Source organism: Sphingobacterium sp. UBA5789, assembly GCF_002418355.1.
GTDB lineage: Bacteria > Bacteroidota > Bacteroidia > Sphingobacteriales > Sphingobacteriaceae > Sphingobacterium.
The window spans coordinates 1,112,322-1,124,014 of the sequence record NZ_DIDX01000001.1 but is presented as its reverse complement, the minus strand read 5'-3'; the positions used below and the strand labels follow the sequence as shown (position 1 = coordinate 1,124,014).

At 39.7% G+C, this 11,693-nt stretch carries 13 protein-coding genes; 1 reads left to right on the top strand and 12 read right to left on the bottom strand.

The window, feature by feature from the left end; all coding sequences use genetic code 11:
• Positions 1-10 precede the first annotated feature (10 nt).
• The 4 genes from yidD to mscL all read right to left on the bottom strand — a co-directional run bounded on the left by yidD (position 11) and on the right by mscL (position 1,454).
• Positions 11-265: a membrane protein insertion efficiency factor YidD gene (gene yidD / locus B4B65_RS04825; protein WP_293913871.1), complete on the bottom strand. Its 255-nt coding sequence runs from the start codon at positions 263-265 to the stop codon at positions 11-13.
• On the bottom strand, positions 228-635 hold the full coding sequence (gene rnpA, locus B4B65_RS04820) for a ribonuclease P protein component (RefSeq protein WP_293913869.1): 408 nt from the start codon (positions 633-635) through the stop codon (positions 228-230). Before rnpA ends, yidD begins: the two co-directional genes overlap by 38 nt.
• Before the next feature lie 62 nt (positions 636-697).
• The gene (rpmH, locus tag B4B65_RS04815; protein WP_003002285.1) at positions 698-856 is read right to left on the bottom strand and encodes a 50S ribosomal protein L34; all 159 of its coding nucleotides are present in this window, start codon (positions 854-856) and stop codon (positions 698-700) included.
• Positions 857-1,046: 190 nt separating this feature from the next.
• Positions 1,047-1,454 carry a large-conductance mechanosensitive channel protein MscL gene (mscL, locus tag B4B65_RS04810; protein WP_201678079.1) on the bottom strand — a complete coding sequence of 136 codons (408 nt, stop codon included), beginning with the start codon at positions 1,452-1,454 and terminating at the stop codon, positions 1,047-1,049.
• Between the two features lie 206 nt (positions 1,455-1,660).
• Here mscL and B4B65_RS04805 point away from each other — a divergent pair, with 206 nt between their 5' ends.
• Positions 1,661-2,299 (top strand): response regulator, encoded by a 639-nt coding sequence (locus tag B4B65_RS04805; RefSeq protein ID WP_115169729.1) that lies wholly within the window; start codon positions 1,661-1,663, stop codon positions 2,297-2,299.
• A 29-nt stretch (positions 2,300-2,328) separates the two neighbouring features.
• Here the strand turns inward: B4B65_RS04805 and B4B65_RS04800 are convergent, their stop codons facing one another.
• The 8 genes from B4B65_RS04800 to B4B65_RS04765 all read right to left on the bottom strand — a co-directional run bounded on the left by B4B65_RS04800 (position 2,329) and on the right by B4B65_RS04765 (position 11,659).
• Positions 2,329-3,468, bottom strand: a complete 1,140-nt coding sequence (locus B4B65_RS04800; RefSeq protein ID WP_293913864.1) for a sugar phosphate isomerase/epimerase family protein — start codon at positions 3,466-3,468, stop codon at positions 2,329-2,331.
• Between the two features lie 98 nt (positions 3,469-3,566).
• Positions 3,567-3,752: a histone H1 gene (locus tag B4B65_RS04795; protein WP_201678077.1), complete on the bottom strand. Its 186-nt coding sequence runs from the start codon at positions 3,750-3,752 to the stop codon at positions 3,567-3,569.
• Positions 3,753-3,917: 165 nt separating this feature from the next.
• A complete protein-coding gene (gene ftsZ / locus B4B65_RS04790; RefSeq protein WP_293913860.1) occupies positions 3,918-5,609 on the bottom strand; it encodes a cell division protein FtsZ in 1,692 nt (563 codons plus the stop codon).
• Positions 5,610-5,747: 138 nt separating this feature from the next.
• On the bottom strand, positions 5,748-7,124 hold the full coding sequence (gene ftsA / locus B4B65_RS04785) for a cell division protein FtsA (protein WP_003002291.1): 1,377 nt from the start codon (positions 7,122-7,124) through the stop codon (positions 5,748-5,750).
• Between the two features lie 46 nt (positions 7,125-7,170).
• The gene (locus B4B65_RS04780; protein WP_293913856.1) at positions 7,171-7,992 is read right to left on the bottom strand and encodes a cell division protein FtsQ/DivIB; all 822 of its coding nucleotides are present in this window, start codon (positions 7,990-7,992) and stop codon (positions 7,171-7,173) included.
• Entirely contained in the window at positions 7,982-9,340 is a 1,359-nt protein-coding gene (gene murC / locus B4B65_RS04775; protein WP_293913854.1) for a UDP-N-acetylmuramate--L-alanine ligase, read from the bottom strand. Before murC ends, B4B65_RS04780 begins: the two co-directional genes overlap by 11 nt.
• 4 nt (positions 9,341-9,344) lie before the next feature.
• A complete protein-coding gene (gene murG, locus B4B65_RS04770) occupies positions 9,345-10,442 on the bottom strand; it encodes an undecaprenyldiphospho-muramoylpentapeptide beta-N-acetylglucosaminyltransferase (protein WP_293913852.1) in 1,098 nt (365 codons plus the stop codon).
• A 17-nt stretch (positions 10,443-10,459) separates the two neighbouring features.
• A complete protein-coding gene (locus B4B65_RS04765; RefSeq protein ID WP_003002296.1) occupies positions 10,460-11,659 on the bottom strand; it encodes an FtsW/RodA/SpoVE family cell cycle protein in 1,200 nt (399 codons plus the stop codon).
• Positions 11,660-11,693 lie beyond the last annotated feature (34 nt).

Genomic DNA, 11,693 nt, shown 5'->3' with positions numbered 1-11,693 from the left:
TACAAGATTATTAGGGAACAGGGTCATGCCCGTGTCCTCCCCATGGATTACATCTTAAAATTCGTTTGATTGCCAGCCAGCCACCTTTAAAAGGACCGTGTTTTTTAATCGCCTCCATACCGTACTGTGAACATGTAGGTGTGTAGCGGCAGTTCGCCCCCAGTAATGGAGATATAAACAACTGATAAATACGGATAAGGAGAATAAACAAAAACCTGAATGTTCCTTTAATGATCTTTTCCCAAATAAAGTTGAGTGCTTTCATTTTTCAGTTTATTCAATGCTAATGCTAATTTCACTTTCATCTCCGAAAAGGGCAGTTCTGTCTTTCCTACATACTGTATAGCTACCAGCAAATTTAGGTGATGATCTTCAAGAAAAGAATAAAGGATTTCTTTTTTTTGTGTACGATAAGCCTCCCTCATCCTTCGTTTGAGCAGATTACGGGTTACTGCTTTCTTATATCTCCTTTTGGAAACCGAAATAATGACCTGTGCAGGTACAGTTATATCAGTGGCCGGACAAAATACAATCCGGAAAGGGTATAAAACAAAAGAAGAACCACTATGAAAAAGGCTATCAATAAGCCTTTTACTGCATAATCGTTCTTCTTTTGTAAAAGTATTATTATTCATATTCGATGACCCGTACAAGCCGGCTATAAAGCTCGGTCTATCTTGCCACCGGCAATGTTTAATTATCCTTTGTGACGGTACTCGTCAGATACTGTTAAGCGTTTTCTACCTTTTGCTCTACGGGAAGCTAACACTCTTCTTCCGTTTGCAGTGCTCATACGTTCTCTGAACCCGTGCTTATTTCTTCTTTTTCTTTGCGATGGCTGAAATGTTCTTTTCATGGCGCTTATGCTATGTATTTAATATTTTTAATTCGTATTATACTCTAAAAGAGGAATGCAAAAGTAACGTTTATATATGAAACAAACAAAATTTATTTCCAATATTTTTATTAAACCTTCTATACAAAAGTGCTCCCGGCATCTTTTATACCGGGAGCACAAATACTACGCTACTTAGAGCAGAAGTCTATTACTTATTCTTCAGAATATCACGAATTTCAGTCAACAGTGTTTCTTCTTTAGTCGGAGCAGGAGCAGCTGCAGGCGCCGGCTCGTCCTTACGTTTCAATGAATTGAGACCTTTTATCACAAGGAAAATACAGAACGCAACAATCAGAAACTGAATAACGATGTTAATAAAGTTACCATAATTTATGGCTACTTCTTTAATTTTATTAGCTTCATCCCCGGCCGTAAGTACATACTTCATATCCGAAAAATCAATTCCACCTGTAACAAAACCAATCGGAGGCATAATGATATCATCGACCAACGATGTAACAATTTTACCAAAGGCACCACCGATAACAACACCGACAGCTAAATCAACAACGCTCCCGCGCATTGCAAATTCCTTAAATTCTTTAATAAATCCCATTTTTCATCTGTTTAATAATTCATATAAGTATAACAAAAATGATGCTTAAAATTATAGTTTTCGCAAAAAAAAAGCATTTCACAAAAAAATGAAGCATTTTTTATATTTTTGATGGAAGTAGTAATTTGTAATTATTATATTTATCAAAATCTCACTTCACTACGAACAGCCAACTTGAGTATATTTATTATTAATAGTATCTATTCATGAAAAAAATATTAATTGCTGACGATCATAGTATTGTAAGACTGGGAGCGTCTGTCATTATTAAAGGGGTTATTGAAAATGCGAATATAACACAAGCGCAAGATTACAGCGAGATTACCAAATTATTGGACGCTAATCGCTATGATCTGCTCTTGCTTGACATCAATATGCCTGGGGGAAATAACATTAAAGTTATTCATGAAATATTGGCAAAACAAACGGACTTAAAAATACTGGTATTTTCTTCTTATGATGAATCCTTGTATGCGTTACGCTATATTGAAGCTGGTGCTGTAGGTTATCTAAATAAGAATACAGCTATGTCCGAACTAGGCAATGCTATTCAATGCATTATTTCAAGAGGAAAGTATATGTCCGATGTTGTCACAGACCTGTATCTGAAAAAACTGACGCAGAGCAAATCCAGTCTTCAAAAAGCAAATCCACTGGCAAAGCTCTCTAACAGAGAAATGGATGTAGCCAAACACCTGACTCAGGGTCTGGGTATCCTGGAAGTTTCCAATGAGCTCAAACTGAGCGCATCTACTATCAGCACATACAAAAGCAGGGTATTTGAAAAACTGGGGGTAACGAATATTCCGGAACTTATTCAATTATTTAATTTGCATTCCACCTAATGCCTAGCTGGAATGCAAATTACTGTATACTATAACTGGTCTATAGTTACAACAGGAATGTCTTCTACACGAACATTATTCAACGCGCTCTCATTGCGGTATTTATAACCTTCCTGAACATCGAGATCCCATAGCATAGGTGCAAGAAAATTAATACAAGTCGCAAACCCCTGATTGGTCGCTGCAAAATTACCAGTATCCTTAGAATTTTTAGCTTCATTTTCAATCTCAAAAGGACCAGTATAGCCTCTCTCTTGCAGGGTATCTACAAAACCTCTCCAATCCATACTGTCCGAACCTCCGAAGCCAGGGAGCATAGCTTCATAGTGATGTCTGTCCCAATCATGCTGAGGCACATCAACACCTGCAGCCTGCGCCAAAGACGCATCCACAGTCTGCATAGGATACATACCTCCCCACTCTACTCTTGCTCTTGTAGACAAATTGCGGGTTGTCTTTACATGAATACGATGTAATCTGCTGATATCGGTCAGCTTCATAACTTCTACAGGATCCGTATTCTGCCAGACATCATGTGAAGGATCGTAAATTTCACCATGTGCTTTACTCGGAATCATTGCATACATAAGCTTACGTGCAGCCAATGTAGCAGGCAGGTTGTTATATGTCGAAGTAAATCTGGATGATCTCCAGCCTTCCATAGGGCAGTTCTCGTATAGTATAGTCACCCCCAGAGATTCTGCATACCTGACAATAGGTTCGAATACTTCTTTATACTTCTCCAGGTTTTTCTGAAATCCGTCTATCTCATTACCTAATTCATGGTTATAGCCGACGAAAGTACCAACCTTTACATTATTAGCATCACCTCCTAATAGATAAGCGATACGGATCAGCTTAAGCAGGTGATTCTGATTCTTTACGCGTTGCTCCGGATCTCCGCCTATCATATTTTCAAAAGCTCCCAGGGAAAGCTGCAGGCCGTTAGCATTAAACTGATCGATTAATCGGCTGGCACTTTCCGGTGTAAATTCATCATATTCCAAATGAGTGGCGGTATGATCCTCACGCGTACCGTCTTTTCTGAAGACACAGAGATCAATACCTTGAGCGCCTACTTTCACAGCAGTCTGAATCAATTCTTCCAGAGATAGTTTATCATACGCAGAACTCATTACCCATATGGGATTATTAAGCTTATTAGACATGTTATTTCCTTTATTTAAATAGATATGGTGTAGGGTAAAGATAATAAAAAAAGCCCTTATTAAAGGGCCTTCTCTATGACTTATGGGTGCAGGACACTCTATTTAGAGTTTTTCAAATCCTGAACTCCTAAACGAAGGGTTTGAGCATGCGTCTTAATATCTTGCAATGTTTTTCTTACACGCGTACCTGCTGCACTATTCCCTTTGTTAAAGAATTTGTCTGCATCACCTTCAAGACCATCGATTAGAGCCTTTAATTCTTTGAATTTATCAATACTTGCCATAATTTAATTGTTTGAGTTTTTTATAATTAATTATCAATCACTGTATAACATAAAAATAACATCTATTTTTTGAAAAAAAAAATTTTGTCTTTCTTTTTACGTGTTTAACAAAAAAAGCGGCATGAATCACTTCAAGCCGCCTTCCATATAAATAGAGTTGTATGACTAGTCTACATTATCATGTAAAAAAGAATTGTTAGGACGGATCTCTGTTTCGCCTTCGTCAAAAGATAACGTAAAACGAGACACTGCCGACTGCGATGAGTGCGGAAGATCTTCCAATGATTTTTGCTTACGTTTATAAGCAGGTTCGTTTTCAAGCTCCTGCAAACCGTTTGAAGACTTCAGTTTCATACTTAATTCTTTCAGACGCAGGATGCGCTCTTTAGTCTTAAGCAACTGATCTTCAAAGCTTGCCGGCTCTTCAATATGTGTCGATATGTTTGATTCTTCCACTGTATTATTTACTTCCTCAATAGGATTAACAGAAGCATGTTGATAAGCATCAAACACTGTTGGTAACTCAAACTGGAATACTGAAGGTGAAGTTTTCAATTCAAAACCATCGTTTTTAACTTCTTCTTCCTGTTTGATAACCGTCTCGTTTACTTCAAGCGTATGACGCACGACAGTTTCAGTTTCAGTCTTAGTTGTCTGCGTATATGCATTTGTTGTATTTCCGTTTGTTTTTGGAGAGAACAAGTCTACCTGAGGCTGTGCTACTGTATTTGTCACCTGATTTTCGGGTTGTTGAACAGGATTAATGACAGATGGAGCAGCTTCTCTTGGGACAAACTGATTTTGTGAAACAGGCTTTACAAAAGGATTTGCATTATTCTCCGGAGTCAGAGGTAAAGCAATTTTTTCATTCTGTTTTTCCTTTACACGTTGTTCACTTGTCTGAAAACCTGTAGCAATGATTGTAACAGACAATTCATCTTCCAGCGTATTGTCAATACAGTTACCCCAGATCAGATCTGCAGAAAGTCCTGCTTTATCCTGAATAAAGTCTGTAATAATAGCAACTTCATCCATTGTCACTTCCATTGTACCAGAAGTAATATTTAATAAGATATAACGTGCACCTTCAATTTCATTATCTTTCAATAACGGAGAAGCCAGAGCACCAGTCACTGCTTCCAGAGCACGGTTATCACCTTTAGCTTTCGCATTACCCATGATGGCAACACCACTATCATTCATGACTGTACGAACATCTTTGAAATCGACGTTGACATAACCAGGAATAGTGATAATCTCTGCAATACCTTTTGCAGCAGTTGTCAATATATCATCTGCTTTAGCAAAGGCTGCGGTCATAGTCAGGTTGCCGAAGATCTCACGAAGACGATCGTTAGAGATCACTAAATAGGAATCTACATATTTACGTAATTCTTCCAATCCTTCTTCTGCCTGTGCACGACGTTTTTTTCCTTCAAATGTAAAAGGTGTAGTTATAATCGCTACAGTCAGAATACCAAGTTCTTTAGCAGCTTTTGCCAATACCGGACTTGCTCCAGTACCAGTACCACCGCCCATACCTGCTGTTATAAATAACATTTTGGTATTAGTACCTAACATGCGTTTGATATCTTCAATACTCTCAATAGCCGAATTTTCACCCACATCAGGATCAGCACCTGCACCCATACCTTCGGTAAGACTTGCTCCCAATTGCACCTTATTAGGTATCGGGCTCAATTCTAATGCCTGTGCATCAGTGTTACAAACTATAAAATCTACTCCGCTGATTCCCTGATTATACATGTGGTTGACGGCATTGCCCCCACCTCCACCAATCCCGATAACCTTGATTATCGAAGACTGTTCCTTTAACATTTCAAACTGTATTGACATAACTTTTCCCTATTTAACTATTGCTGAGAGACTTATATTTTACAAAAACCTTCAACAATTCTAATGTAATAATACCAATTTCTTAACAACAGTTTTCCACATTTGTTAGAATGTGGAAAAATCACTGATTGTTGAAAACTATTTCTTCCCTATGAAGGTATCATCATCAATTCCCGCGTCGTCCTTGATAAATTCGGTCAAAAACTTTTTTAACCAACCTTCTTTCTTCTGCTGCTTTTCAGCAATATCTTTTACTCCCGGAGCGCTTGCTGTTTTAGGCGTACGTTTGATCGAATCTTCATGCTCAGAAGCCTCTTCATCTTCAATAGCCTGAATACCCTTAATCAACAAACCAATACCTGTAGCATACAACGGGCTCTTCAGCTCATCAAACAACTGCTTGTTGAGCAGATCAGTTTTTGCCAGATACTCATTCGGATATCCGATACGGCAATCGATACCGGTTATATATTCTACCAGTTGCACCAAGTGTTTCAATTGTGCACCACCACCAGTCACTACAATTCCACCGATCAGTTTATCTTCATAACCTGAAGATTTGATTTCGTAGTATACGTGTTCGATGATCTCTTCCATACGAGCCTGGATGATATACGCCAGATTTTTCACTGAAATCTCTTTCGCTTCTCTTCCGCGAATGCCCGGTACACAGATGACTTCATTTTCTTTATTCTCGTCAGCTAAAGCTGATCCATATCTGACCTTTAATAATTCAGCCTGATTACGCAATACTGAACATCCCTGACGGATGTCTTCAGTCACAATATTACCACCCAAAGGAATAACAGCAGTATGACGGATAATTCCCTCATGGAAAATCGCCACGTCGGTAGTACCACCACCGATATCAACTAATACAACACCAGCATTTTTTTCATCTTCATCCAATACAGCTTCGGATGACGCTAAAGGTTCAAGCACTAATGACGACACCTCTAATGAGGAATAATCAACGCATCTTTTGATATTTTTAATATCTGTAACACGTCCGGAAATAATATGAAAATTCGCTTCTATACGACGACCCGCCATACCCACAGGCTCTTTGATACCCGGTTCGTTATCGATAGTAAATTCCTGCGGAAGTACATGGATAATTTCCTCTCCCGGAGGAAGTACCAATTTGTACATATCAGAAATCAATCTTTCGATGTCTCTTCTTCCGACTTCATCATCATCGTTTTTGGTCAGAATACCCCGATGCTGAATACTCTTGATGTGCTGTCCGGCTATACCTACGTTGACCACTTTGATGTCTACATTTGACAAACCTTCTGCCAATGCAACTGCCTCTTTAATGCTGGTAACGGTTTTTTGGATATTGGCCACGACTCCACGGTTTACACCTGCAGACTCCGCTTTCCCTACTCCTAATAATTCGATTTTATTTGTCCCGCTACGACGTCCTACGGTCACACAAATCTTTGTGGTACCGATGTCAAGACCAACAATAATTGGATTCTCCTTTTCGCTGTCTGTTATTCTTGGTTTCATATTGCTGTGTATTAATGCTGTATATTAATAATATTATTTCCTGTATTTACTTTTTAACGATAGCCAGACTATCAATAGTCCAACTCCCCTTTCGTTCGCACACAATCTGGTGTGCATATTTTACATTTATTTTATTGTATGCCTCTGTTCCTACTCTGGGTAAAATCTGATTGTAAAAAAGCTTTAAACGATCAAACTTACTTTCCAGTGAATCCGCATTCCCGATAACCAGATCCTGACTACCTACACGGGGAATCAATTCGATATCCTTATCATCGTTTACATACAACTGAACGACCTGATTGCCCCAGAGCTCATCATTATTTACATATTTGACGACTTCAAGCAAATTTTTCAATGTCCCGGACTCAATCGTATCGAGCGCCTGCTTATAGCCTTCTGAAATATTACCAGTCGCCACCAAAACCCTGGGAACATATTTAAGGGTAACCGGAATCTTCAATCCGGTTGGATCCACATAAAAGTCCTTTCCCGCTTTATTGATTACACGCATGATGACTTCACGTTGGCTAACTTTTACCTGCATCACCCCATCCATATCCATATGCACCTCTGCGGAGGATACATAGGGTAATTTTTCGAGTGTCAACTCTATCTTATGCAGAGGTATACTCGACAGTTGTTTACCAGCAACTGATCCGTATGTCTTGTTGATCAGATTGGAAATATCCTGCTGATCAATAAAGGTTTCTTTACCTTCAATAATAACATGTAAGTCTGTACATACCTGAGCATTGTCCTTTTTTCCGACTAAGGACATAAGCATCCCTACTCCGGCTAAGGCCACAATACCAAGCACGGCATATAATACCGCACTCCATCGTATGTTACGCAACTTATTGAGCATTGTCCAATATTGCTTTTAATGGTTTTATCAATCTATCAATATCTCCGGCTCCAACTGTTACCACCAGCTCCGGTTTCTCCTCTTTGATAATAGTTAATACTTCCTGAGGTGATACTACACGTTTGTTGTCTAATTTTATCTTATCCGCCAGCCATGTGGATGTAACTCCTTCTATCGGCAACTCTCTCGCCGGGTATATCTCCATTAGCAACAGCTCATCTGCCATCGCCAGTACTTCAGCAAAGCCGTCAACAAAATCCCGGGTACGACTAAAAAGGTGAGGCTGAAAAACAACCGTTAGCTTCTTCGTCGGATATAATTTGCGCATCGAAGAAATAAATGCTCTTAACTCTTCCGGATGATGTGCATAATCATCAATGTATATAGTCTGCGGATTACGAACGATATATTCAAATCTGCGTTTCACTCCCTTGAAAGTGCTCAGGGCGTTTACAATTTTTGCATCAGCAATACCCAATAGCCGTGCTGCTGTAATTGCAGCTACAGCATTTTCCACATTGTGAATCCCCGGTATTCCTAAATGAATATCACTTATCTTACCCTCCGGATGCACATAATCAAAGTAAAATTCTCCCTCTCTGACATGTACATTTTCCGCATACACATCTCCTTCCCCTTTTCCTGAATAACTGATCTGCCCTTTAAACGGCAATCCGGTTTTCACTATACGTGTCCCATCTTCAACTACACGATCCAGAAACAGGGAAAAGGATTCTATTAAATGGCTTTCGTCTCCATAAATATCCAGGTGATCAGCATCTGCTGAGGTCACAACCGCAATATTCGGGTGTAGTGTCAAAAACGATCTGTCGTATTCATCAGCCTCTACAACGACTGTATTATTCGAACCAAACAACACATTAGAATCATAGTTAGAACTAATTCCGCCAAGGAACGCCGAACAGTCATATCCGGAATCTTTCAGAATATGTGCAATCATTGTAGAAGTAGTAGTCTTACCATGTGTACCAGCTACCGCAATGGTAAACCGGCTGGCACTGATAAAGCCTAAAACCTGTGAACGCTTATACAGCTCATGCCCAAGATTACTGAGGTAATTTTTGATCTTCAGTTCTTTTGGAACAGCCGGAGTATAGATAATCAAAGTGTCCGGGCCGGTATGCATAAATGATTCCGGAATAGCATCTGTGTTATCTTCATAGATGACCGGAATTCCTTCCTGTACCAGTGTATCAGTAAGATCGGATTCGGTCTTATCATAGCCTGCCACTTCACATCCCAACCGATGAAAATAGCGCGCCAACCCACTCATGCCTATACCGCCGATGCCAATCAGATAAACCCGTTTTATATTATCGATATTCATATTCCTATTTTGCTATTTCAATAACCTGTTTTGCAATTACATCATCTGCATCAAGCAATGCCAGTTTTTTAATATTGGTGCTCAATTCTGCTGATCGCTCTGCATCATTCAATAACTGAAGAGCAGTTGTTATTAATTTCTCTCCTGCTTCTGCGTCTCTGACCAGAACTGCTGCTTTCTTATTCACGAGCGAAAGCGCATTTTTGGTCTGATGATCTTCTGCAACATTGGGCGAAGGAACCATAATAACCGGTTTACCAACCACACACAATTCAGAAATAGTACCTGCACCGGATCTGGCGATAATACAGTCAGCTGCCGCATAGGCATAATCCATACGTTGCAGAAATGCAGTCATTTTTATCTGTTCAGGCAATGTATCTTTTAATTCTTCCTGAAGGCTATCATAATAATATCCTCCACATTGCCAGATGACCTGTACATCTTTAGCCTTCAACAACTCCAGACTATTTTTCACACAATCATTTAATGTACGTGCTCCGAGACTTCCTCCTGTCACAAGAATTGTCTTTTTATTGATATCCAGACCAAATGCATTCAACGCTTCCTGTTCTTTACCTTCAACATTGACAGATGCTCGTCTGATCGGATTACCGGTTAGCAATATTTTGTCTGCCGGAAAAAATTGTTCCATTCCCTCAAATGCGACACATATCTTCGCAGCCTTCACACTCAATTTTTTATTGGTCACTCCTGCATACGAATTTTGCTCCTGAAGCAAAGTCGGAATCGCCATTCTATTAGCCATCATAAGCAGTGGTCCTGAAGCAAATCCTCCTACACCAACCGCTACATCCGGTTTGAATTTTTTTATAATTTTCCGTGCCTGCCACAGACTGCGTATCAATTTGAAAGGCAACATAATATTTTTCCAGAGATGCTGACGATTGATACCTACAATATCCAATCCTTCAATCTGATACCCTGCAGCCGGCACTTTCTCCATCTCCATTTTACCATTTGCACCGACAAACAGAATTTCTGTAGCCGGATCAAGACGCAACAAAGCATTAGCTATCGCTATCGCAGGAAAGATATGTCCTCCTGTACCGCCTCCGCTTATGATTACTTTCTTTGCCATGTCTTTTACTATATCTCTTATGCTAAAGTTCCTACTACGACCTTTTTAGGTTTCGCTTTTTCCTCCAGCTCTTCTTTTCCTTTTAATTCTTCAATATTCCGGCTCACACTCAGGATAATCCCCAATGCAACACTGGTGAAGAGAATAGATGTCCCCCCCATACTGACCAGTGGCAACGGAACCCCTGTGACCGGACCTAATCCTACTGCCACCGCCATATTGGCCAAAGCCTGTATCGTGAGACTAAAGCCTAAGCCTGCCGCCAGAAAAGCACCGAATGCCCGCGGACTCATCGTCACGATCCGTATACAACGGTACATCAATACAATGTAGAGCGTCAGTAAGATGACACCTCCTATTGTCCCGTATTCCTCTATAATGATTGCAAAAATAAAATCCGAATATGGGTGCGGCAGCACATTTCGCTGCATACTATTACCCGGACCTTTGCCGAAAACACCTCCTGTCGCAATCGCAATCTTAGCATTATTCGCCTGATAATTTTTATCATCCTGAAAGGAAACCCTTTCTTCTGTATGTACTTCTTCTGTCTTAAAGAACGATTTGATACGACTGTAATAAGTCTGACGTCTTGGACCAAACAGAATAACCAGAGACAATAAAAAACCTACACCTAAACTCACTACTGCAATCTGTTTAAAACTGATCCGCCCGATCAGTAACAGCAGAATACTTACGCCAAAGAGCATCAAAGCCGTCGAAAGATTGGCCAATGCAATCAAAACGAAGATGACACAAACCGATCCCATAATCGGGACAAAGGATTTTTTGACGTCCTTGATTTCTTCCTGCTTGCGGGATAGCATTCTCGCCAGAAAAGTAATAAGGGCCAGCTTGGCCAAATCGGATGTCTGAAAAGTCTGATTGATTACAGGAATCGTCACCCAGCGACTTGCGTCATTTACTTTACTACCAAACAGCAAAGTATAGAGTAACAAGGGTATCGTAATTAACATCAATAACTTGGATATACCAGCATAATACCTGTAATCCACTTTATGTGAAAAATACATTAAAACAAAACCAATGGCTATTATGGAAAAATGTTTCAACAGGTACATTTCTGTCCCTTTCCCCTCTTTGTAGGCTAATGTTCCGACAGAACTATATACGGCCAATAATGACCAGCCAGACAAAATGAGGACTATAATCCAAATCCAGCGATCGCCTTTTGCTTTAGAAAATAGTTGTTCCATACTCCGTTTTATTTAAATGTTGTTTACTTCTGTT

What these genes read in the sequence shown, in the direction of transcription:
- B4B65_RS04800 (WP_293913864.1), bottom strand. Translation starts at nt 3,468, where the DNA reads ATGTCTAATAAGCTTAATAATCCCATATGGGTAATGAGTTCTGCGTAT.
- B4B65_RS04765 (WP_003002296.1), bottom strand. Translation starts at nt 11,659, where the DNA reads ATGGAACAACTATTTTCTAAAGCAAAAGGCGATCGCTGGATTTGGATT.
- ftsA (WP_003002291.1), bottom strand. Translation starts at nt 7,124, where the DNA reads ATGAAACCAAGAATAACAGACAGCGAAAAGGAGAATCCAATTATTGTT.
- rnpA (WP_293913869.1), bottom strand. Translation starts at nt 635, where the DNA reads ATGAATAATAATACTTTTACAAAAGAAGAACGATTATGCAGTAAAAGG.
- B4B65_RS04795 (WP_201678077.1), bottom strand. Translation starts at nt 3,752, where the DNA reads ATGGCAAGTATTGATAAATTCAAAGAATTAAAGGCTCTAATCGATGGT.
- B4B65_RS04780 (WP_293913856.1), bottom strand. Translation starts at nt 7,992, where the DNA reads ATGCTCAATAAGTTGCGTAACATACGATGGAGTGCGGTATTATATGCC.
- murG (WP_293913852.1), bottom strand. Translation starts at nt 10,442, where the DNA reads ATGGCAAAGAAAGTAATCATAAGCGGAGGCGGTACAGGAGGACATATC.
- yidD (WP_293913871.1), bottom strand. Translation starts at nt 265, where the DNA reads ATGAAAGCACTCAACTTTATTTGGGAAAAGATCATTAAAGGAACATTC.
- ftsZ (WP_293913860.1), bottom strand. Translation starts at nt 5,609, where the DNA reads ATGTCAATACAGTTTGAAATGTTAAAGGAACAGTCTTCGATAATCAAG.
- murC (WP_293913854.1), bottom strand. Translation starts at nt 9,340, where the DNA reads ATGAATATCGATAATATAAAACGGGTTTATCTGATTGGCATCGGCGGT.
- rpmH (WP_003002285.1), bottom strand. Translation starts at nt 856, where the DNA reads ATGAAAAGAACATTTCAGCCATCGCAAAGAAAAAGAAGAAATAAGCAC.
- mscL (WP_201678079.1), bottom strand. Translation starts at nt 1,454, where the DNA reads ATGGGATTTATTAAAGAATTTAAGGAATTTGCAATGCGCGGGAGCGTT.
- B4B65_RS04805 (WP_115169729.1), top strand. Translation starts at nt 1,661, where the DNA reads ATGAAAAAAATATTAATTGCTGACGATCATAGTATTGTAAGACTGGGA.